This is a genomic window from Microbacterium sp. K36 (assembly GCF_004794355.1).
Classification (GTDB): Bacteria; Actinomycetota; Actinomycetes; order Actinomycetales; family Microbacteriaceae; genus Microbacterium; species Microbacterium paraoxydans_D.
On record NZ_SSDN01000094.1, the window covers coordinates 21,492 to 43,865 of the forward strand.

A 22,374-nucleotide genomic window follows, 5' to 3' on the forward strand; every position below is an offset into this window, starting at 1 on the left:
TCCATGCCCGAACCGCGTACCTTCCGCGATGAGCCGGTGTCCTTCGTGCGTCGGAGCGGCCGGATGTCCGAGGCGCAGGAGCGCGCCTTCACCGATCTCGCCCCGCACTATCTGCTGGATGTGCCGCGCGCCGTGGCGTGGACCTCCGTGCACCCCGAGGCGCGGCTCGACGTGGTGGCCGAGTACGGCCGCCAGGCGGATCTCTTCGTCGAGATCGGCTCCGGCCAGGGTCATGCCATCGTCGCTGCTGCGTCGAGCCGTCCGCACGACGACTTCCTCGCCGTGGAGGTGTTCCGCGCGGGGGTCGCCCGGACCATGCTCGACGCCGATCGGGCGGGCGCGCGGAACCTCCGCGTCGTAGAGGCCAATGCGCCCGAGGTGCTGTCCTCCTACCTCCCGGAGGCGGCGGCGGCCGAGGTGTGGATCTTCTTCCCCGACCCGTGGCACAAGAAGCGCCACACGAAACGGCGTCTGGTCCGGCCCGGATTCGGGGAAACGGCGGCCAGGGCGCTGCGCGACGGCGGCCTGCTCCGGCTCGCGACCGACTGGGAGGACTATGCGCTCCAGATGCGGGAGGTGCTCGACGCCGAGCCCCTGTTCGAGCGGGCCTTCGAGGGCGACTGGGCCGAGCGGTTCGACGGTCGGGTCATGACCGCGTTCGAGCGAAAGGGTCTCGCGAAGGGCCGCGACATCCGCGACCTCGTGTACCGCCGACGGGATCGTGCATGACGCAGGCTCCTCCGAGCGCGCCCGTGGGGGTGCGCCTCGTTCCCGCGGCGTTGGTGTGCGCGGCCGCTCCGGCCTTCTTCGTCGCGGCGCTGCCCTGGCTCGGCTGGCTGCTGTTGGCGCTGGGCCTCGGCGCCGCCGTGCTCGTGGAGCGCCGCGACGAGCCGCTCCCCGGGGCCGACGGATCCCGGCGGCCCTCGCTCAGCCGTGACCTCTCGCTGATCGCGCTCGGCATGCTCATCGTGAGCGTCATCCCGCTCGCGGCGGAGCTCGACAACCTGGCCATGCTCCGCTTCACCCTCGCGCTCGGCGGCGCGGTGCTCGTCCCATATCTGATGTCGCGGTTCGTCTTCCGCGACCGGGCTATCCGGTTCCCCTGGCGGACCGGGCAGCGCTGGGGGCTGCTCCACTGGGGCTGGCTCGTCGCCGTTCTCGTGCTCGGCTGGCTGATCCTGCCCTTCTACTTCATCACCAGCGGCGTCTATCAGAACTGGCCGGTGGTGGACACGCCCGATCTCATCGCACGGCTGTTCGTCGGTGTCGGCGCGGTCGGCATCTGGGACGAGCTGTTCTTCATCTGCACCGTCTTCGCGCTGTTGCGGCGCCATTTCCCTGATGCGCTCGCGAACGTGCTGCAGGCCGTCGTGTTCGTCTCGTTCCTCTGGGAGCTCGGGTACCGGGAGTGGGGGCCGTTGCTGACCATCCCGTTCGCGCTCCTGCAGGGGTTCATCTTCCTCCGAACGCACTCGCTGGCCTACGTCGTCACGGTGCACCTCCTCTTCGACGCGGTGGTGTTCGCCGTGCTCGTCCACGCCCACAACCCGGGTCTGCTGCCGGTCTTCCTCGTCTGACGGGGTGACTTCCCCGGCGTCAGCGGCCACACTCGATGCATGGCCGAGTGGGTGCTGCATCTCGACATGGATCAGTTCATCGCCGCGGTCGAGGTGCGGCGACGCCCGGAGCTGGCCGGACGGCCGGTCATCATCGGGGGACGCGGCGATCCGACCGAGCGGGCCGTCGTCTCGACGGCGTCGTACGAGGCGCGCGCCTTCGGCATCGGGTCGGGGATGCCGCTGAAGATCGCGGCGCGCAAGGCGCCGGAGGACGCGGTGTTCCTGCCCGTGGACCACGCGGAGTACGAGCGGGCCTCGGATGAGGTGATGGCAGCGCTGCGCACGCTGCCCGACGTGGTGCTGGAGGTGATCGGGTGGGACGAGTGCTTCCTCGGCGTCGTGACCGATGACCCGGAGGGCGTCGCGCGGGCCGCCCAGCGCGCGGTCGAGGAGGCGACGGGGCTGCAGTGCTCGGTCGGCATCGGAGACAACAAGGTGCGGGCGAAGATCGCGACGGAGTTCGGCAAGCCACGAGGCGTGTTCCGGCTGACGGCCGACAACTGGTTCGCGGTGATGGGTGCCCGGCCGACCCGTGACCTCTGGGGCGTGGGGCCGAAGGTGCAGAAGCGGCTCGCGACGCACGGCATCGACACGGTGCGCGAACTCGCGGCGGCGGAGGAGGAGACCCTCGTCGCGGAGTTCGGTCCGAAGATGGGGCGGTGGTACCTCGGTCTGGGCTCGGGGCTGGGGCCACGGATCGTCGACGACACTCCGTGGGTGGCGCGGAGCCACAGTCGGGAGACCACATATCAGCAGAACCTCACGACGCCTGAGGCGGTGCAGGACGCGCTGCGGGAGCTCGCGGGACACGCGTTCGACGACTGCGCCGCCGAGGGGCGCCCGGTCATGCGGGTGCATCTCAAGGTGCGGTACGCCCCGTTCGAGACGAGGACCTTCGGCCGGAAGCTCTCGGCCCCCACGACGGATCGAGACGAAGTCGTCGCGATGGCGCTCGTCCTCGGTGAGACCCTCGACGCCGACCGCGAAGTGCGTCTGCTCGGGGTGCGGGCCGAGATGACGATGCCCGACGAACCGGACGGTGTCGAGCGCACGCCTGTCCGCGGACGCATCTGACCTCAGTCGCGGATCATCGCGGCGATCGCGCTCACCTCGATGAGCGCTCCCGGCACGCCGAGGCCCGCTACCCGCGCGGCGGTCACGAGGGGCGGAGCGCCGTCCCTGGCGAGGGTGGCGGCCACGGCACCGTACGCCGCGCGCAGATCGGCCTCCTGGTGGATGAGGATGGTCCAGCTCACGACGTCGTCGAGCGCCGCCCCTGCGGACTCGAGCGCGACCTGCGCGTTGTCGAGAGCGCGAAGGGACTGCGTGCCCACGTCGGGGGAGACGACGGCGCCGGAGGCGTCGACGCCGTTCTGCCCTCCGATGTAGACGGTGGTCGCCCCCGCGGGGATGACGACGGCGTGACTGAAGGCGGGGCTGCGGACGAGGCCGTCCGGCTGCAGGAAGGTGATGTCCATGCGCAGATCATGCCCGAGGGCACCGACATCGCGTACCCCGGTGTCACACGGGATCCGACGGTACGAGCGGTGGCGGGGCCGGGACGCTGGTGACCGTGCCGGTCGTGCCGAGGCCGCTGACGGCGTCGAAGACCGCGACCACGACGGCGGCACTCACGACGGCGCCGTGCAGCGGGTGGTGCCAGAACTGCAGCCGCGCGATCAGCCGGTCCCCGCTCACGCTGACCACCAGCGCCCGCACGCCTTCGTGCCGGTGCACGCCCTCCGCCGTCCGCGCCGCATCGACGAGCGGACCGAGCACCCCGTCGATCCCGGCACTCCCGTCGCGTCGCACCCTGATCTCCACCTCGCTGCGTCGGGCGCCGCGGGTGGAGTCGTTGACGACGGGATCGGAGAGCAGACGTGCGTTGGGGATGTGGAGGGTGCGGCCGTCGACGGTATGCAGGATCACCGCGCGGGCGTTGAGCTCCGTCACCGTCCCGGCGATCACGGAGTCCAGCGCCTCCACGACGATCTCGTCCCCGATGCGGACCGTCTGGCGCGCCTGCAGCAGCACACCGGCCGCGAAGTTGTCCGCCACGCCGCGGAGGACCAGGATCGCGACGATGCCGAGGATGACGACGATCGCGAGCAAGGGCTGCACGTTCGCGCCCAGCATGGCGAGCGCGATGCCGAAGCCCAGCAGGAGGATCGCATAGCCGACGAATTGCGCGATCGCAGTCCCCACGGCGGTGGAGATGCCGGGAGCACGCCGGAGCAGGGCTGTCGTGCCCCGGCGTGCGAACCGCGAGATGATCCAGGTCGCGAGGGCGACGAGCAGGGCCAGCACCAGCTGCCACCAGTCGATGTCGGTGGGCAGGAGATCCTGCAGGTCCATGCCGTGGGCTCCTCGCGCCGGTGGGGGCCGGTGCGCGGCCTACTGCAGCGCCTTCGCCTTGATGAGGGAGTACTCGTCCGGCGTGATGGTCCCGGCGTCCAGCAGCGCCTTGGCCTTCGCGATCTCCTCGCTCGGACTGCTGCCGGCCACCTGCTGGATGTACGCGTTCGCGGCCTCCTGCGCTCGACGGGCTTCCGCACTGCTGCGTTCGGCCATGCCGTTGCCCCGGGCGATGAGGTACACGAGCGCCGTGAGGAACGGCACGAAGATCAGGAAGAAGATCCACACGGCCTTCCACCAGCCGCTCAGCTTGTGGTCGCGGAACAGGTCCCCGATGATCGCGAACAGGGCGAAGAGATACGCGGTGAAGGCGAAGATCCACAGGAACCACCAGATGATGTCCCAGAACGATGCCCAAAATCCCATGACTGCTCCTTTCTCGGTGCCACCGTCTCCGGGGCACGCTGGGAACATACCGGCGGGCGCAGCGCCGGCGCACCGGTTCCGTCGGGAGTTCACCCGGGTGACTCGCCGCGGTGAGACGCCTCCGGCCGGTCGCGCCGGGAGCGTCGGCAGTACGCTTCCCTCGACGGCGGAGGGAGTCCCATGAGCACAGTGCACAGACCACCGTGGCTGCTGAGCACTCTGGACGGCTACCAGCGCCGCTGGGTCGTGCGCGACGTGCTCGCCGGCCTCTCCGCGGGTGCGGTCGTGGTTCCGCAGGCCATGGCGTACGCGACGATCGCGAATCTCCCGGTGCAGGTCGGCCTCTACACGTGCATCGTCCCCATGCTCGTGTACGCCCTCCTCGGTGGCAGCCGGGCGATGAGCGTCTCGACGACATCGACCATCGCGACCCTCACCGCGACCACGCTGGTCTCGGCAGGCGTCGCGGCGGGCGCGGACGACGCGATCGGCGCGCTCATGATGCTGACCCTCCTGGTGGGAGCGGTGCTGCTGTTGGCACGAGCGTGCCGGCTGGGATCCCTCGTCGAGAACATCAGCGGCGCGACTGTGCTCGGGCTGAAGATCGGGGTGGGGGCGACGGTCGCCGTCGGGCAGCTCCCGAAGCTCCTGGGGGAATCCTTCGACTTCTCCGGCCACGGCTTCATCCGCTCCCTGGTCGCGGTGGGCGAGGCGCTCGACAGCGTCAACATCCCGACGCTCCTCCTCTCGGCGGGATCCATCGCCACACTCCTGCTCCTCAAACGCTTCGCTCCGCGGGTCCCCGGCACTCTCGTCGTCGTGGCCGCCGGCATGCTGCTCGTGGGGGTCGGAGGGATCGACGGTCTCGGTGTCGACCTCATCGCCCCGGTGGCCGGCGGTCTTCCCGTTCCGGGGATCCCGGACCTGTCCGAGGCCGCGGCGCTCGTACCCGGAGCGCTGGCGATCGCCGTCATGGCCTTCCTCGAGTCCGCCGCCGTCGCACGCAGCCTGCGCCAGGCGACGGAGCCGCAGATCGACAGCGACCAGGAGCTCTTCGCGACCGGCGCGGCGAACACGGTCGGTGCCTTCTTCGCGGCCATGCCCGCTGCGGGAGGGTTCTCGCAGAGCGCCGTCAACCAGGGTGCCGGTGCGCGCTCCCAGCTGGCGACGCTGACCACTGTCGGGCTCGCCGTCCTCGTCGCGTTGTTCCTCGCTCCGGTGCTGAGCCTGCTGCCCGAGGCGACGCTCGCGGCGATGGTCTTCACCGCGGTGGCTGGACTCATCAACATCCCCGAGCTCGTGCGCTGGGCGCGCATCAGTCGGATGGACTTCTGGGTCGCGACCTCCGTGGCGGCCATCGGTCTCACCGCGGGGCTCCTCCCCGCGGTGGCTGTCGGCGTCGTCGTGACGCTGGTGCTCGTGCTGCGAGAGCTCAACATCCCCCGCGTCCGTGTGGTGGGGAGCCGGGGGAGCGCTCTCGGGCTGGAGCCCGAGCGGGGGCTCTACACGGCGAATGCGCTCGCCAACCAGCGCCTCATCGTGCAGACCGTCGCCGCGCAGGCCGAGCCGGTGCGGACGCTCGTGCTCGGACTGCCACAGCAGGTGGTGATGTCCATCACCGTGCTCGACGCGCTCGAAGCCCTCGATCGGGAGCTGGCGCAGCTCGGCGTGGAGCTCCATCTCGCGGCTCTGCCTGCGGACGCGACCGCTGTCGCGGCTCGGACGTCGTGGTACTCCGCCCTGGCGGCGGCCGGACGCGTGCACCCCGCGGTCGATGTCGGGCTCCGGGCCGCGGCGGACCGGGAGGAGCAGCGGCGTTCACCCGGGTGAAGTGGCCGATGAGCGGTGACGTGCGGCCACCGCCTGCCTAGGCTGACGGCACGGAAGGTCCACGGCGATCGAGACAGGGGAGACGATGCCCGACCGCAGCCGGAACCGGAGAGCGAGGCGGGCATGGCGGCACGCGCCGGAGTGACGTGGCGATGGTCCCGGTTCGGTCTCGGCGTGCTCTACGCGATGCCCGCGATCGCGGTCGCGCCGTTCGATCCCGCTGTCGCGCTGGCTCTGAGCATCGGGGTCCTGCCGGCGGCTGTCGTCGGGCTTCCTGCACGGCGACGGGCGCGCTCGGCGATCCCCGTGCTCGGGACGCTGGTCGCGCTGGGGCTCCTGCTCGGTGCCACGCTCGCGCTCGTACCTGTCCTCGCTGTGCTCGCCGTGGCTGTGCTGGCGGTCCTTGCCAGCATGCTCGCCGCGCGGGAGCGCGCCGGTCAGCTCGCTCTGACCCTGGTCCTGCCCATGGTCGGGATCGGTCTGAGCTTCCCGCTGTCGACGACGACAGTCCTCCTTGCCGGTGCGATCGTCGCCGGCTCGGTGTACGCATGGCTCATCGCCCTGCTCTGGCCGGACCACGAGGCGGGCGTGCGGGCCGCGGCATCGATGCCGAAAGGGCGAGCCTTGCTGATGTACGGCTTCCTGCTCGGCGTCGCCGCCGCGACGGCGGCGGCCATCGGCTTCGCGACCGGGGTCGAGCACGTCGGCTGGGCGACCGGCGCCGTGCTGCTGGTGATGCGTCCTGTGCGAGGCCAGCTCGTCCTGCGCAGCGTCGGTCGGGCGGCGTCGGTGCTCGTCGGAGCGCTGGTGGCGGCGGGGTTCGCCCTGCTGTCTCCGAGCGGGGCTGCGATCGGGTTCGCAATCGGTGTCGTGGTGGGGTGTCTCGGTGCAGTCCAGGAGAGCCGGTGGTACGTCGCGCCGGCGTTCACGACCTTCCTCGTGCTCACGTTGCTGCTGTCGACGTCGTCGGAGCCGCCGACCGCGCGTTTCCTGGAGAGGACGCTCGAGACGCTTCTGGGCGTGGCCCTGGCGCTGTTGTTCGGCGCGCTGATCCCCGCTCTGCTGGCGATCCGGCGGCCGACGCACGTGAACGTCTCGGAGTGAGCGCGACGGGCGCTCCCCTTGCGGGACCGCTCCCACCTTGCAATAGACTGCCCGCGAGGGGGAGCAAGATCGAAATCGGGGGGTTTCGAGTGCTGAACAGTGCGTGGACGGCGGGAACGGGCGAGAGCGCGGCACCTGCTGCAGTGAAGGGTGAGGTTCGTCGAGAGCGCCTGCTCTCACGACTGACGGCCGCGATGGACGGGCCGTGGACGCTCACTCTCGTGAGCGCCCCGGCAGGGTCGGGGAAGACCAGGCTGCTGTCGCAATGGGCTGAGGATCTCCGCGCTCACGCAGACATCGAGCTCGTATGGGTAGCGCTGGAGCGCGGGGAGGCGGATCTGCCGCTGGTCCGCGCGGCCCTGGGCAGGGTCGATGATCGTGGCTTGCAGGAGGCGCTGGCACAGGTGCCGTCCGTGCGGTCGGCGGCCTCCGCGCGGGCGCTCGCCAGAGCCCTCGCCGAAGCGAGGAGGCGCATCGTCATCGTCGTCGACGACGTGCACCGCGTGCAGGACGAGGAGACGGCGCAACTGATCTCGACGTTCGTGCAGAACGCGCCGGGCAACGTGCACGTGGTGCTCTCCGGTCGAGGGACCAGGGCCATTCCGCTGGCGCGACGACGCATCGCAGGGGTGGCCCTCGAGATCGACGCCCGAGCGCTCGCGTTCGACCCGGCCGAGGTCAGGGCGTTCTTCCGCATCCGCGGCATCCGGCTCTCGCAGGGAGAGATCAGCTCCGTGCTCTCCCGCACCGAGGGGTGGGCGACAGGGCTGCAGCTCATGATGCTCGATGCTGCAGGGGCGCAGACGGTCCTCGCCCATCCGCTGCGGGGGGACGCCCCTGAGGTCGCGGACTACTTCGTCGAGGAGGTGCTCGGAGACCTCGACGGCGCGCTCCGGTCATTCCTGGAGGCGACCGCGGTCGCGGAGGCCTTCACCGCCGAGCTCGCCGCGGAGCTCTCGGGGGCCGGCGTGGTCACGGCCATGATCGACCGGCTGCTCCGTCTCACCGTGCTCGCCGGCCCTGACACCGCGGAACCACCCCGCTACCACTATCCGCCGCTGCTGCGGGAGTTCCTCCTGGGTCGGCTTCGGCAGGGCGGAGCGGACCGCGAGGAGCAGCTCCATCGCCGGGCGGCGGACTGGTTCGCGACACACGATGAGCCGGTGCTCGCGTTGCGGCATGCCGTGCGCGGCGGAGAGACGGCGTGCACGGCGGGAGTCCTGCGGCGCTGCGGCACGCAGCTCGTGCTGGACGGCCGCGCGGACGAGGTGCGGGAGGTGATGGCCGAGCTTCCGGCCATCCTGCGGGTGGTGCCGACCGTGCGGATGCTCATCGCAGCGGCGGAGCTGTCGTGCGGAGACCCCTCGGCTGCGGTGATCGTCCCGTCCGTCGGCCGGGGGGAGCCCGACGTCGACCGCCGCTGGCGGCAGGGGATCGAGCTGCACACCGCGCTCCGGCGGGGCGGGATCGCCGAGGCGCTGGACGGCGTCCGTGCCGACCTCCGCGACCTCAGCGGCGAAGAGCAGGTCGATGCCTACGTGCTCCTGGAGGCTGCGACGGCGGAACTCTACATCGGACGGCTCGACCGGGCGGAGGCGACGGCGCGCCTCGCCGGGGATCTCGCCAGGGCGATCGGAGCGCGTGCGGCGGAGCTCCAGGCGGAGGCGGTTCTCGCCACCAGCGTGCTCTTCCGGGGGAGGCTCCGGGACGCGACCGAGGCGGGAGCCGCTCTGGAGGGCCGCTGGCACGAGCTCGACGAACCGGACAACCCCTTCTTCGAGGTGACGCGCGTCTGGCGTTTCTGGGCGCCCTACGAGGGCATGCAGAGCCTGGAGGAGGTGCAGACGCTGCAGACGGCCGCACGGGTGATCGACGACGGCGGTGAGACCGCGATCGCCAGGGGCCTGCAGGGGATGCGCGCACTGTTGGCGGCCGAGCAGGTCGCCGACCCCCGCGACGCGGCGGTGGGGCTTCTCGACACCTTGACGCCGCGGAGTGACCTCCCGCTTCCCCCGCACTGGTACGCCATGATGGGGCCTTTCGCCGTCCATGCCTTCGATCGGCTGGGCGAGCCGACGCTTCGTGACCGGTTCATCGCCGACATGGAGGAGATGCTGGGCGACGCCGGGGATGTACTCGTGCTGCGTGCGATCGCCGCCATCCATGACCGCCGCGACGGCATCGCCCGTGGTGCGCTGGCACCGGTGCTGGAGGGGGCGACGCCATGTCTGCTCCCGGCCTCGCTGATCGACGCCTGGCTGGTGGAGGCGGAGCTCGACGTGCACGACGGGGAGCCGGACCGGGCGCAGCTGGCGCTCGCCACCGCCCTCGCCCTTGCGGAGCCGGAGGAGCATGTGCGCCGGATCGCCGAGGCGGGCCCCGTCGTCGCCCGCCTGCTCTCGGCCCGGGCGACGGCCGGAGCCCGCACGCACTTCGCGGATCGGGTGCGGGGGCGGCTCGCCGCCGCCGGCGTGCTCGTGGAGGAGGAGCTGACGCAGCGTGAGCGCATCGTGCTGAGCGCGTTGAGCCGCAATGCCACGCTCCGCCAGATCGCCCAGCAGGAGTACATCTCCCCGAACACGGTGAAGACGCATGTGCGCAACATCTACCGCAAGCTCGGGGTCTCGGATCGCGATGGCGTGACAGCGGCCGCCCAGGCCCTCGGATTGCTCTGAGGGCCTGGGCGGCCGCCGGGTCGTCAGTCGCGGGCCATGGCCGCCGCCAGGTGCGCCTCCAGGTCGATGTAGGCGTCGTCGGCGACGTCGAAAACGACCTGCGTTATGTGGCCGCCGCGGAAGTCGAACCCGTAGCCGTACAGGGACGACACGGGGTCGGCGCTGTCCCGCCCGATCGTCAGGCCTTCGCCGCAGAGCGAGAAGTGGCCGAGAGTGGTGTGGAGCTCCATTTCGCCTACGACGGCGTCATTGATGTGAAGTCGGAGGGGGCCCACGGCCTCCAGCGAGTCTCCAGTGTGCGTTTTCGTGAACTCGATCCCGACGATGTGGGAACCGGGTGCCGGAATCGGTGCAGATACGTGATTCTCAGGAGGGATGCCGAGGTAGTTGTAGACGTAGTGCACTTCGCCGTCCTTGACGAAGAGTGTGTGTCCGCCGAAGCGGGAGCCGTGCGCGAAGATGACGCCCTCGGTGTCTGGCGTGAACTCGACCTCCGCGGCGATCTTGAAGGAGACGCCGTGGGTGTTCGCCGCCGATCGCTCGGGCACCTCACTGGTGCCCGGGTAGTAGACGAATCGACCGGACGGCGGTACGGGTTGGTGGAACTCCATGTTGAGGAAGGTCTGCAGGTCTTCGGGGTTGCCGATGATCTGGAGGTCGTTCAGTGGGAGCACCGCGTTCGCCTTCGCCTCCTCCATCCAGAGGGCCTTGAGCTCCTCCAGCTTGTCGGGATGCTCGGCGGCGAGGTTGACGGCCTCGGCGCGATCGACGTCCGTGTGATAGAGCTCCCACTCGTCGTCGAGAAAGTGGCCGCCCCCGCTCATCGGGCCATGCACGGCCACGGCCTTCCACCCGTTGTGCCAGATGCCGCGCTGTCCAAGCATCTCGTAGTACTGCGTCTCCTTCGCTGTCGGCGCGTCTGGGGCGGCGTCGAACGAGTAGGCCATCGAGACGCCGGAGAGCGGCGTCTGCTCGATGCCGTTGTAGACCTCCGGGAACTCGACGCCGCAGGCTTCGAGGATCGTCGGCACGATGTCGGTGGAGTGGTGGTACTGATGACGCACCTCGCCGCGGGCCTTGATGCCGGCGGGCCAGTGGATCACCAGCGGATCGCACACGCCGCCCTGGTAGGTGTAGCGCTTGAACATCTTGTAGGGCGTGGAGAAGGCCGCGGCCCATCCGGTCGGGTAGTGGTTGTAGGTGTCAGGGGACCCCAGCGCATCCCTCATCGTGATGTTCTGCGTGATGTCGTCAGGTACCCCGTTGAAGAACTTGCCCTCGTTGACGGAGCCGTTGGGGCTGCCCTCGCCGGACGCGCCGTTGTCGGCGCAGTAGATGATGAGGGTGTTGTCGAGCTGCCCGGACTCCTCCAGGTAGTCCACGATGCGGCCGACCTGGGCGTCGGTGTACTCGCTGAAGCCGGCGTAGACCTCCGCCATGCGCGAGAAAAGTGCCTTCTCCTCGTCGTTCAGGGTGTCCCAGGGACGCACCTCGTCGACAGGTGTGAAGGTGCCCTCCGGCATCGGGTTGAGCGCGGTGAGCTCGGTGCCCTCCGGGACGATGCCCTTCTCGATCATCCGGGCGAGGACCCACTCGCGGTAGGCCTCGTAGCCGTCGTCGAACACGCCCTTGTACTTGTCGATGTACTCCTGCGGCGCGTGGTGCGGGGCATGGTTCGCGCCGGGGCAGAACCACATGTACCAGGGCTTGTCCGGCTCGGTCTGCTTGACGTCGCGGATCATCGACAGCGCGCGATCGGCGAGGTCCTTCGAGAGGTGGTAGCCGTCCTCGGGGAGGTAGGGCTGGTCGATGTAGTGGTTGTCCTCGGCGAGGGACGGATACCAGTTGTTCGTCTCGCCGCCGATGAAGCCGTAGAAGCGGTCGTACCCCTGCGCCAGCGGCCAGTGCTTCTTGGACGCGCCGGCCGTCCACTCATCGATCGGGACGTTGTGGTTCTTGCCCACCCAGAACGTCGACCAGCCGGCGTCGCGGAGGACGTGGGCCATCGTGGTGTTCGAGTCGGGGATGTGGGAGTTGTAGCCGGGGAAGCCGGTCGACGACTCCGAGATCGTCGCGAAGCCGTTGAGGTGGTGGTTGCGTCCGGTGAGGAACGTCGAGCGGGTGGGGGAGCACAGCGCCGTCGTGTGCCACTGGGAGTACGTCAGACCGTTCTGCGCCAGGCGATCCATGGTCGGCATGTTGATGCGTCCGCCGTACGGGGACCAGGCCGCCATGCCGGTGTCGTCATAGAGGACGACCAGCACGTTGGGTGCTCCCTCGCGGGGCTTCGCCGGGAGGAACGCCTCCCAGTCGGCCTCCGAATCGCGGACGTCGAGTTCGATTCTGCCCTGGAAGTCACGGGCCATGTCCATCTCCTTCATCTCTGCCGAACCGCCTTTCCCCGCACAGTACTGCCGGGTCAGGGCCGGGGTCACGGGTCCCGTGACGCGTTCATCCGGGTGATCTCCGTGGCGCGGCGGCGGCGCGCTCAGAAGCTGCCGATGCCCTTGCCGATCAGGGACATGCCGATCACGAGCAGCAGCACGGCCATGATGACCGCGTTCTCGGCGGCGAGCCATCCGCGCAGGGCGTCGAGCGGGGCGCGCAGCCGTGCAGCGGCGACGAGGTAGCCGACGACGGGCACGAGCACGGTCGACGCCCCGATCAGGGTGAAGACGGCGATCACGAGGATCGTGGACCTCCCGTCGAGCGCCGCGCCCCCGATGTCGACCCCGGCTCCGGCGGCCAGGAGCAGGTTCTTCGGATTCACCGCCGACAGCAGGAACCCCAGTCCGAGCGCCGTGCCGAACGACATCGTGTCGATCGCCTTCATCCACGACGGCAGGGCCGCCGGTTGCCCCGCCTGCGGGCGCTTGCGCCACTGACCGACCGCCAGCACCAGCAGCAGGAGTCCGAGGACGAGCTGGATGACGCCGCGGATCGGGCGGGAGGCATCCGGATCCTCCTCGGGGAGCACCGCAGACAGCAGGGTGAAGAGGCCGACCGCCACGACGATGCCCGCGATCCAGCCGAGCAGGAATCCGACGCTCGTGACCCGTGCCTTCGCGGACAGGAGCATGAGGATCGCGGCGATGATCGGCACGGGGCTGATCGCGACGCCCACGGCGAGGGGGAGGATCTCCCCGATGACGGCACCCATTCAGCTGCCCTTCCTGTTCGGAGCCGGCGAAGCGGCATCGGTCGGCGCGAGCTCGGTGATGGCGGCGCGGTTGGTCGCGTAGACCGGTTCCCGGTCGAGGATCCCCAGCGAGCGGAGGCGGCGGAGCGTGTTCGGCCGGACGCGGCTGAAGGCGAGGGAGATCGACTGCGTGTCGAGCCACTCCCGCAGCGCCTGGAAGGCCTCGGCGCCCGTGACGTCGACGTCCGTCACCGCCTCCATGTCGACGACGACGTGCTGGACGGCGGACGGGCCTGCGGCGCGGACCGCCTCCTTCACGGCGGCCGAGAACACGGCGCCGTTGGCGAAGAACAGGGGTGCCGCGAGCCGGACGACGATGACTCCCGGCGCGGTCGTCGTGCCGGCGGGAGCGTCCTCCAGGAGGGACTCGCCGGGGTCGCCCGAGGTCTCCAGCACGTCGATGGCGGGGTGGGAGGCGCGTTGCGCGAGGTTGACGAGGGCGAGCACGAACGCCACGAGGATTCCCGCGATCGAACCGACGAACAGGGTCACGAGGAAGCAGACCGCACCGATGACGAACTCGAACCGGTCGAGGCGCCACAGCCGGATGAAGTCGCGGATGCCGAGGAGCGGGATGATCGCGACGCCGACGATGGCGCCGATCGCCGGGGAGGGGATGTCGGCGAGCAGCGCGGTGCCGAAGAGCAGCAGCAGGAGCGTGCCGACGGCGAGCACGAGCGCCGGGAGCTGGGTGCGCGAGCCGGCCTGGTCCATCGCCGCGGTGCGCGACGTCGAGGATCCGACGGCGAAGCTGCCCTGCGCGCCGGCGGCGACGTTCGCGACCCCGAAGGCGAGCAGGTCGCGGTTGGCGTGGAACGGGTAGCGATGCTTCTCGGCGTAGGAGCGCGACACGAGCAGACCCTCCGCGGTGGTCACGAGGGTCAGGGCGATCGCGGAGGGGACGAGAGCGAGCCAGAGGGACCAGTCGATGACCGGCCAGGTGAGCGTCGGAGGGCCGGCGGGGACGTCGCCGAGCACCGCCACGCCACGGCCGTCGAGGCCGGTGAGGACGACGGCCACCGTCGTCGCGACGAGGACGATCAGTGCCCAGGGCACCGCCCGGAGGTAGCGCTGCCCGAGGAGCAGCACCGCGACGGAGCAGGCGGCGAGGAGCACGGACCAGCCGTTGAGCGAGGGGAGACCGGTGACCAGCGCGACGACCTTGTCGACGAACTCCGCCCCGGAGTCGATCTTCACCCCGAGCATCTTCGCGATCTGGCTCACCATGATGTCCAGCGCCAGTCCGCCGACGAAGCCGACGAGGATGGGCTTGGAGAGGAAGTTCGCCAGGAAGCCGAGTTTGAAGACCGCGAGCAGCAGGAACATCCCGCCGCAGAGGATCGCCTGGGCGAGGGCGAGCGTGGCGTAGTCGGCGCTTCCGGCGACGGCCAGCCCGCCGATGGAGGAGGCCACCAGCGCGGCGGCGGCGGCATCGGGGGAGGCGACCAGCTGACGCGATGAGACCACGAGCGCATAGACGACGGTCGGCACGATCAGGGCGTACAGCCCGGCCGTGGCGGGGAGCCCGGCGATCTGGGCGTAGCCGATGTTGAGCGGGATCGCGATCGCCAGGAGGGTGACCCCCGCGGTGAGCTCGGTCGCGAGGTTGCGTCGGGTCAGGCCCGCGAGCGGACGCGGCATGCGCTCTCCCTTCGTCGCCGGCGTGTTCCGGTTCACGATGGCATCGTCGGAAGGCGACGACCAGAGCGGCGGGCAACCTCGCCCTGGTGATTTCGCGCGGCGGCGCCGGCGGTGCGCGGCGTCAGCGCCGCCGGAACCGGCGTCGGGTCGGGGCGGGGAGGGGCTCAGGGCTCGGCTCCGGGAGAGCGTTACGGTCGCCGCTGACCCAGCGCACCCACGTCGATCCCGGGTCGCCCTCGAGTACGAGGGCACGCACGAGCAGGGTCAGCGGGATCGAGAGGATGGCGCCCAGCGGCCCGATCACGAAGGTCCAGAAGATCACCGAGAAGAAGCTGAGCGTGAGGCTCAGGTCGACGGCGTCGCTGACGAACTTGGGCTGGACGAGGACCTGGAGCACGACGTTCACCACGCAGTACACGGCGATGACGCCGAGGAGCAGCGGCCAGCCGCCCACCACGAAGGCGAGGATCGCGGGCGGGATGAGGCCGAGCACGAACCCGATGTTCGGGATGAAGTTCGTCACGAAGGCGAGGATCGCCCAGACGACCGGGGCGGGGACGCCCATCCACCACAGCGCGAGGCCGTCGATGATCGCCACGACGGCGCCGAAGACGGCGTTCACGACGTAATACCGACGAACCCCCGTCTGCAGATGGGAGATGCGCCGCAGGACGGGGCCGTGCGTGGCGCCGAAGAGCGCCGGAGCCGTCCGATAGCGGGCGGCGTCCGCGGCGAGGAAGATGATGTAGGCGCAGACGAAGAACAGCGCTGTCGCCACCCCGAGCACCGCGCTGCCCAGGCTCCCGGCCAGGCCGAGGAGCGTCTCGGGGTCGAGGACCGAGGCCGCGGCATCCGCCGCCTCCTGGTCCAGGCCGAGGGACTGCAGCCAGGCGACGATCTGATCGGCGGCGCGCACCAGGCCGTCCTGCGATGCGAGGTCGCTGACGAGCCGGGCGAACTGGGTGCCGGCGAGCCACAGCAGCGCCGCCATCGCCAGCAGGATCACGTAGGCGAGCACGATCACGGCGGTCGTCCCGATCCAGGCGGGCCGTCCGGGGCGCTGGAAGGAACGACGGACGGGTTCGCAGATCACGACGATGACGATCGCGAGCGCCAGGGGGCCGAAGACCTCGCGCGCCAGCGAGACGCCCGCGAGGACGATCGCGCTCGCCGCCAGGATCAGCAGGGTCCGCAGAGCCGGTGAGATCGCGCGGTCTGCCGCGGGGCCGGGAGGAGTCGAGAGCGGGGTCACGCCGCCAGCGTAGCCCCCGGCACTTTCATCCGGGTGATTGCGGCCTCACCCCCTGGAAGGGGGCGCGGACCCGTGGTTTCGTGTTGCCATGTCGCCTCCCGTACGTTCCACGAGGCCGGGACCGGCGATGCGTTTCCGGCCACCCGCCCCGCCCATCGGCGTCCTCCCGCGGGACCGCGTGATGTCGGCGATCACGGCAGCCGTGGACGCCGACGGGGTGACCGTCCTCAGCGCACCGAGCGGCTACGGCAAGACGACGGCTGCCACGGCCTGGGCTGCGACGCACGACGACGTCGCCTGGCTCACGCTGAGCGCCTCGGACGACGATCCGGCGCTGCTGACGTCCGGGGTCATGAACGCGCTGGCCCTCGCCGCCGAGCGTGCGGGGCGCACGTTCGCCGTGCCCCGTGACGTCGAGGACCCGGTCCGCGCCTACCGGCAGATCTGCGCGGCGCTGCAGGACGCCGAGCATCCGTTGCACCTCATCGTCGACGATGCGCACCGCGCGGGCGAAGGCTGGCGCGAGGGGCTGCTCGGCCTGCTCGCCGATCAGCCTCCGGACGGCCTCCGTCTCCTCCTCGTCGGCACGACGCTGATCGAGGTCACCTTGTCCCGACACCGCCTCATGCACCCCGGATCGTTCGTCGGCGTCGACGTGCTCCGGTTCTCCACCGAGGAGATCCGCCGTCTGATGCTGTCACTCCCCGGCGGACTCGACGCGACCGCGGTCCGAGAGGAGACCGGCGGGTGGCCCATCGCGGTCCGGCTCGTGCTCGTGGGCGGTGCCCTGCCGTCCACCGCCGCATCGACAGCATCCTCCTTCCTCGGCGAGTACGTGCGCGAGCACGTGCTGGCTGCGCTACCGCCGGGACTCGCCGACTTCGTGCTCGACGGCATCGCCTGCGCGGAACTGACTCCGGAGACCGCAGCGGTGGTGACGGCGAGGGAGGACGCCGCCGAGCTCCTCGAGAGCTGCGTCCGGCTCGGCCTGTTCCTCGACCGTTTCGACGGCCCGACCGGCCCGACCTATCGGTGGCATCCGGCGTTCGCCCGTCGGTGTGCCGACCTCGCCCGGACGGATGCCGACCGGTATGCCGCCGCGCACCGCCGCGCCGCCCGTGCTCTGGAGGGTACGGACCCGATCGCCGCCGTGACGCATGCGCGCCGCGCCGGGGACCCGGCCGGTGCCAGGGCCATCCTCCTCCGCCACTGGCTGGGACTCGTGGTCGGCGCGTCGGCGGGGGACGTCGAGCGGACGGTGATCTCCCTCCTGCGTGACACGCCGGATGATCCACAGCTCCTCCTCGTGCGTGCCGGTGCCAGCGACATCCTCGGAGACCATCGCGTCGCCCGAGAGCTGTGTCGCCGAGCCGAGGCGCTCCTCGATCGGACGCCGGGCAAGGGCGACCCGGCGGTCCTGCTCATCGTCCGCCTGCTGCTGGCGGAGTCCTCCGCCGAGACGGCCGTGTCCGGTCCCGAGATCCGCGCGCTCCTCCAGGCCCAGGACGACAGGATGTACGGCGGCCGGGTGGCCCTCAACCATCTGCTCGGATGGACAGCGCTGCGCAATCGGGCGGCGCCGGATCTCGCGATCGAGTACTTCTCCGCCGCGGCGCGGGAGGCGCGGGAAGCGGGGGACCCCGATCTCACCTCCCGCGCGCTCGGTCACCTGGCGTACGGCCTCGCCGCCTCGGGTCGGCTCTCGGAGGCTGCCACCGTCCTGGCCGAGGAGGAGAGCGTCGGAGACACCCTTCTCCCACGGGGCACCTTCGCGAGCGGAAGCGCCGAGGCCGCCGCCGGATGGGTCGCCTACTGGTCCGGCGAGGCGGAGGAGGCGGTGCGGATCTTCGAGGCGGCGCGCGAGGAGGCCGGGGCCGGGCGGGATCTCGCCGGCCACGCGCGCATGATGGGCGCCTACGCCGCCGCGCTCACGGGAGACCCGTCGATCTGTCGCCGGGCGGCCATCAGCGTGCAGGAGCTCCCCATCGACGTCGTGCAGGGTGTGGCGTGGCCGGCGTTCCGAGAATCGTCCGTGGCGCTGCTCGAGGAGGCGGTGGGGCGGAGGGAGCGCGCGCTGCGCATCGCGAAGAAGTACGCGGGCGGTACCGACCTCCCGCTCGTCGGCGTGGCCCTGTCCGGAATCCTGCGTCGCGCCGAGGAGCATGCGGCGGCGCTGGAGATGCTGCGATCGTTGCGGGGCGGCTCCGAGCTGTCGTACGTCAAAGCCGCCACGCTCATCACTGCGGCGGTGCTGCGGCGGGGGACGGGACACCACGAGCAAGCTCATGATCTGTGCGAGGCCGCGCTCGCCGTGGCCTCGCAGGAGAACCTCGTCGTGCTCTTCGGCCCGCGGGAGGTCGCGGTACGGCGCCTGCTGCAGGCTCAGGTGCATCACGGCACGCAGTTCGAGGAGTTCATCGAGAGATGCCTCGCCGTCGACGCCGTGGGTTCAGTGACGGACCGGCTGTCGGAGCGAGAGCGCGACGTCTTCCATCAGATGCAGACCGCACGGACACTGCCGGAGATCGCCCAGGAGCTGCGCGTCTCGGTCAACACGGTGAAGACGCACCAGCGTGCGATCTACCGGAAGCTCGGGGTCTCCTCTCGCCGGGAGGCCGTGCACGCCATGGTCTGAGTCGGGAGGGATGTCAGGCCCGCGCACCGAGCGTCGCCACCAGGGCGGCGTTCGCGACGGCGGAGGGGATCGACTGGGTCGCCAGGATACGGTCGCCGCCGTCCTCGACCTCGCGGACGAAGCGCACGTCCCAGCGCTGTTCGACGAGGATGACGGCGGCGACGGCGCCGGGAGGCACCCACGGGAGGAAGTGTCGGACGTCGTCGAGGGAGATCAGGCCCGGTGCGTACAGGGGCAGGCCGGCGAGCGAGAAGTCGTCGCCGTCGACCTCCGTGATGCGGTGCCCCTCGGCGGCGTCGCGGCGCACGACGAGGAAGTCGAGCACGCGCAGCGTGCCCGCCTCGACCTGACGCAGCAGCGGTTCGAGGACGGGTGGTCCCGGGTGTGCGCTGCGGAGCTCGACCACGACGAACTCCACGTCTCCCAGCACCCGGCTCCTCATGGCCACCCTCGATTCGTTCCGTCCTCCGATGGTGACAGCCGCACCGAGAGGGAGTCCCGAATCCTCACCCGGAGCGGGTGAGGACCGGCGAGCGGGCGACGACGGCGGTGCCATCCTGGACCGCGGATGAAGGGTGGCGACATGAAGGAGTTCCGATTCGGGCCCGTCGAGTTCTATCTCGTGGGCTTCGACGGCGACCGGCCGGATCCGGCGACGTTCGGCGCGTTGAACGACCTCGTGTCTGGCGGCGTCGTTCGTGTGCTGGACTTCGTGCTGGTGACGCGGACGGCGGACGGTGATCTCGAGATCCTCGAGCTGGAGGAGGCTGAGGAGCCCCTGACCCTCGACGGCCTCGAGCCGATCGTGGCCGGACTCGCGAGCGAGGACGACGTCCGCGCCCTGGCGGAGACCGTGCCACCGGGGCGGTCGGCGGCGGTCGTGGTGCTGGAGCTCCTCTTCGCCCGGACCCTCGCCCAGGATGTGGCCGCGGCGGGCGGCCAGGTGCTGCGCAGCGAGCGCGTTCCGGCTCCCGTCGTGAATGCGGTGATGGACATCCTCGAACAGGAAGGTGATTGACATGCCCTTGCGGAGATTCGGTCGGCCGGGGCTCATCGGTCTCGCCGCGCGGACCGCGGTGGTCGCCGGGACGGCGACCGCGGTGCAGGGAGCCGCCATGCGGCATCAGGAGCGCCGTGCGCAGAGCGAGTACGAGCAGCAGCAGTACGAGGCCGCCCAGCAACAGGCCCAGATGGACGACGCGGCTCGGAACGCGGCCGCGCAGTATGCGCCGCCGACGAGCCCGCCTGCCACGCCTCCCGCACCGGCGGACGACCTGATCGCCCGGCTTCAGGAGCTCGGATCGCTGAAGGCCTCCGGCGTGCTGACGGAGGAGGAGTTCACCGCCGCGAAGCAGAAGCTGCTGAGCTGAGCGTCGCGACGATCGAGACGAGACGCCGATGAGCGAGATCGAGGACCTGCGGGAACGACTGCGCGCGCTGGAACAGGAGAACGAGGCGCTCCGACGCCCTCGACGCCGGATCTCGGCCCGGAGCATCATCGCCGGGATCGTGCTCGTCGTCGCCGTGCTCCTGGCGCCGATCGCGGCGATGGGGACGTGGGCGCGGCTGCAGCTCGTGGATGCGGACCGGTTCGTCGCGACCTTCGCTCCGTTGGCCGAGGACCCGGACGTGCAGGACTTCGTCGCCGACCAGGTGACGGCGGCGATCGACGAGCAGGTCGATCTGGATGCGGTGGTCGGCGAACTCTTCGACGGCCTGCGCGCCCTCGACCTCCCGCCGCGTGCCACAGCGGCCCTCGGGTTGCTGGAAGCACCGGCCGCGTCGGGGTTGTCGTCCCTGATCGACGGCGTCGTGCACGATGTGGTCTCGTCGCAGCAGTTCGCCGACATCTGGGCGGAGACGTTGCGCTTCACCCACGAGCGCGCCGTCGCGATCCTGCAGGACGAGCCCGGCACCGCGCTGGAACTCAGCGACGACGGGGTGCTCTCGGTGGACGTGGGCGCGGTCGTCGAACGGGTCAAGGAGGCTCTGGCGGAGCGTGGGGCCGGGGTCGCCGACCTCATCCCGGTGATCGATCGCACCATCCCGGTGGTGCAGGCAGACGCGCTGGTCCTGGTCCGCACGGTCTACCAGATCGCGGTGACGGCGGGGTTCTGGCTGCCGTGGGTCGTGCTCGGCCTCGTCGTCCTCGGTGTCCTGCTCGCGGTGAACCGGCCACGGGCGCTGTTCTGGACGAGCGCGGGCTTCGCCGTCGTCTTCTTCCTCCTCGCCGCCGGGATGGGCGTCGGACGCGGGTTCTTCGTCAGCGCTGTCAGCCCGTCGATCATGACGGCCGCGGCGGCCGAATCCCTCTTCGATCAGCTCACCGCGCTCCTCGGCTCCACCATCGTCGCGCTCGCTCTGGTCGGGGTGCTCATCGCGCTGTGGGCGTGGCTCGCCGGGTCGAGCCGCAGTGCCCGCACGGTGCGCGGCGTCACCGAGAGCGGGTTCGGGGCGCTTCGCGAGGCGGCGGAGGCACGGGGGATCTCCACCGGGCGGTTCGGGCGGGCGGTCGACCGCTATCGCGGTGCGATCCTCATCGCCGGGATGGCGATCGGGGTGCTCATCCTCCTGGCGACGCGTCCTGTGACCTTCGGCGCCGTCCTCGGCGTGGCGATCGGCGTGCTCGTGCTGACGATCCTCGTGGAGCTGCTGCGACGGCCCGGCCCCGCCACGGCGCCGGAGGAGCAGGACGCCGCCGTCGGCGCGGACGCGAGCGACGCGGAGATCACCCGGCGCGGGTGAGGACCCCTGTCGGCACGCGCGCGGGGTCGGAAGACTCAGGCCGAAGAGAGCGCGGACGCGCCAGGAACGAAGGAGAGACGATGTCGGAATTCAACGCAGACTTCTCGGGCGAGATCACGCTGGACGTCCGCGACTCCCGACCCGACTGGTCGCCGTACGAGCTGCGGAAGGCGCCGGACGGAGCGCCGAACGTCCTCGTGGTGCTGTATGACGACACCGGTCTGGCCTCCTGGTCGCCGTACGGCGGCCGGATCTCGATGCCGACCATGGACCGTCTCGCCGCCGGCGGCCTCACCTACACGCAGTGGCATACCACGGCGCTGTGCTCCCCGACGCGGTCCACCATGCTCACGGGGCGAAACCACCACGTCAACCGCGCCGGCGTCATCATGGAGGGCACGAACGGCTTCCCCGGCTTCGCGGGGCGGCTCCCCGCGGAGTGCGCCACGATCGGGCAGGTGCTGCAGGAGAACGGGTACAGCACGTTCTGGCTCGGCAAGAACCACAACGTCCCGGAGGAGGACATCGCTCCGGGCGGCAGCCGCTCGATGTGGCCACTGCAGCTCGGGTTCGACCGCTTCTACGGGTTCCTCGGCGGCGAGACGAACAACTGGTACCCGGACCTCGTGGAGGACAACCACTTCATCGAGCAGCCGTATGGCCCGGATCAGGGGTACCACCTGTCCAAGGACCTCGCCGACCAGGCGCTCTCGATGATCCGGAACCAGCAGGCGTCGAATCCCTCGAAGCCCTGGTACATGTGGTTCTGCCCGGGGGCGAACCACGCGCCGCACCACGCTCCGCAGGAATACATCGACAAGTACAAGGGCGCGTTCGACGACGGCTACGATGCCTACCGCGACTGGGTGCTCGCCCGGATGATCGAGAAGGGC

19 protein-coding genes are annotated in these 22,374 nt (G+C 70.6%); 11 read left to right on the forward strand and 8 right to left on the reverse strand.

Features of this window, described 5'->3' with window-relative positions; translation table 11 throughout:
• The first annotated feature begins 3 nt into the window (after positions 1-3).
• Genes trmB through DW296_RS12840 form a run of 3 tightly spaced genes read left to right on the forward strand, consistent with a single transcriptional unit; the run spans position 4 to position 2,693 of the window.
• A complete protein-coding gene (gene trmB, locus DW296_RS12830; protein ID WP_136052542.1) occupies positions 4-729 on the forward strand; it encodes a tRNA (guanosine(46)-N7)-methyltransferase TrmB in 726 nt (241 codons plus the stop codon).
• On the forward strand, positions 726-1,577 hold the full coding sequence (locus tag DW296_RS12835; protein ID WP_136052543.1) for a CPBP family intramembrane glutamic endopeptidase: 852 nt from the start codon (positions 726-728) through the stop codon (positions 1,575-1,577). Before trmB ends, DW296_RS12835 begins: the two co-directional genes overlap by 4 nt.
• A gap of 39 nt (positions 1,578-1,616) precedes the next feature.
• Complete coding sequence (locus DW296_RS12840; protein ID WP_205807992.1) at positions 1,617-2,693, forward strand: DNA polymerase IV; 1,077 nt, start codon at positions 1,617-1,619, stop codon at positions 2,691-2,693.
• Positions 2,694-2,695: 2 nt separating this feature from the next.
• Here DW296_RS12840 and DW296_RS12845 read toward each other — a convergent pair whose 3' ends face one another.
• Genes DW296_RS12845 through DW296_RS12855 form a run of 3 tightly spaced genes read right to left on the reverse strand, consistent with a single transcriptional unit; the run spans position 2,696 to position 4,400 of the window.
• Positions 2,696-3,097, reverse strand: a complete 402-nt coding sequence (locus DW296_RS12845; RefSeq protein ID WP_136052544.1) for a RidA family protein — start codon at positions 3,095-3,097, stop codon at positions 2,696-2,698.
• 43 nt (positions 3,098-3,140) lie between these two features.
• On the reverse strand, positions 3,141-3,974 hold the full coding sequence (locus tag DW296_RS12850; protein WP_136052545.1) for a mechanosensitive ion channel family protein: 834 nt from the start codon (positions 3,972-3,974) through the stop codon (positions 3,141-3,143).
• Between the two features lie 39 nt (positions 3,975-4,013).
• The gene (locus tag DW296_RS12855) at positions 4,014-4,400 is read right to left on the reverse strand and encodes an SHOCT domain-containing protein (RefSeq protein ID WP_025103101.1); all 387 of its coding nucleotides are present in this window, start codon (positions 4,398-4,400) and stop codon (positions 4,014-4,016) included.
• Between the two features lie 180 nt (positions 4,401-4,580).
• Between DW296_RS12855 and DW296_RS12860 the strand changes: the two genes are divergently transcribed.
• The 3 genes from DW296_RS12860 to DW296_RS12870 all read left to right on the forward strand — a co-directional run bounded on the left by DW296_RS12860 (position 4,581) and on the right by DW296_RS12870 (position 10,009).
• Positions 4,581-6,230, forward strand: coding sequence for a SulP family inorganic anion transporter (locus tag DW296_RS12860; protein ID WP_168429035.1), 1,650 nt, complete (start codon positions 4,581-4,583; stop codon positions 6,228-6,230).
• A gap of 123 nt (positions 6,231-6,353) precedes the next feature.
• Positions 6,354-7,334 (forward strand): FUSC family protein, encoded by a 981-nt coding sequence (locus tag DW296_RS12865; RefSeq protein ID WP_136052546.1) that lies wholly within the window; start codon positions 6,354-6,356, stop codon positions 7,332-7,334.
• Between the two features lie 143 nt (positions 7,335-7,477).
• Entirely contained in the window at positions 7,478-10,009 is a 2,532-nt protein-coding gene (locus tag DW296_RS12870; protein ID WP_275092121.1) for a LuxR C-terminal-related transcriptional regulator, read from the forward strand.
• 23 nt (positions 10,010-10,032) lie between these two features.
• Here the strand turns inward: DW296_RS12870 and DW296_RS12875 are convergent, their stop codons facing one another.
• The 4 genes from DW296_RS12875 to DW296_RS12890 form a co-directional block, all read right to left on the reverse strand.
• On the reverse strand, positions 10,033-12,375 hold the full coding sequence (locus DW296_RS12875) for an arylsulfatase (RefSeq protein ID WP_085607231.1): 2,343 nt from the start codon (positions 12,373-12,375) through the stop codon (positions 10,033-10,035).
• 122 nt (positions 12,376-12,497) lie between these two features.
• Positions 12,498-13,169, reverse strand: coding sequence for a GAP family protein (locus tag DW296_RS12880; protein WP_136052548.1), 672 nt, complete (start codon positions 13,167-13,169; stop codon positions 12,498-12,500).
• Positions 13,170-14,885 (reverse strand): SulP family inorganic anion transporter, encoded by a 1,716-nt coding sequence (locus DW296_RS12885; protein WP_240743089.1) that lies wholly within the window; start codon positions 14,883-14,885, stop codon positions 13,170-13,172.
• Positions 14,886-14,970: 85 nt separating this feature from the next.
• The gene (locus DW296_RS12890) at positions 14,971-16,101 is read right to left on the reverse strand and encodes an AI-2E family transporter (RefSeq protein WP_136052549.1); all 1,131 of its coding nucleotides are present in this window, start codon (positions 16,099-16,101) and stop codon (positions 14,971-14,973) included.
• A 181-nt stretch (positions 16,102-16,282) separates the two neighbouring features.
• Here DW296_RS12890 and DW296_RS12895 point away from each other — a divergent pair, with 181 nt between their 5' ends.
• Positions 16,283-18,736, forward strand: a complete 2,454-nt coding sequence (locus tag DW296_RS12895; protein ID WP_136052550.1) for a LuxR C-terminal-related transcriptional regulator — start codon at positions 16,283-16,285, stop codon at positions 18,734-18,736.
• A gap of 13 nt (positions 18,737-18,749) precedes the next feature.
• Here DW296_RS12895 and DW296_RS12900 read toward each other — a convergent pair whose 3' ends face one another.
• Entirely contained in the window at positions 18,750-19,178 is a 429-nt protein-coding gene (locus DW296_RS12900) for a DUF6325 family protein (RefSeq protein WP_136052551.1), read from the reverse strand.
• 141 nt (positions 19,179-19,319) lie between these two features.
• On the opposite strand from DW296_RS12900, the gene DW296_RS12905 reads away from it, so the two are divergent.
• From DW296_RS12905 to DW296_RS12920, 4 genes are all read left to right on the forward strand, one after another.
• A complete protein-coding gene (locus tag DW296_RS12905) occupies positions 19,320-19,754 on the forward strand; it encodes a DUF6325 family protein (RefSeq protein WP_136052552.1) in 435 nt (144 codons plus the stop codon).
• 1 nt (position 19,755) lies between these two features.
• Entirely contained in the window at positions 19,756-20,106 is a 351-nt protein-coding gene (locus DW296_RS12910) for an SHOCT domain-containing protein (RefSeq protein WP_136052553.1), read from the forward strand.
• Positions 20,107-20,134: 28 nt separating this feature from the next.
• The gene (locus DW296_RS12915; RefSeq protein WP_205807994.1) at positions 20,135-21,481 is read left to right on the forward strand and encodes a hypothetical protein; all 1,347 of its coding nucleotides are present in this window, start codon (positions 20,135-20,137) and stop codon (positions 21,479-21,481) included.
• Positions 21,482-21,561: 80 nt separating this feature from the next.
• A partial coding sequence (locus tag DW296_RS12920) for a sulfatase-like hydrolase/transferase (RefSeq protein ID WP_168429037.1) occupies positions 21,562-22,374 on the forward strand: 813 nt, incomplete at its 3' end.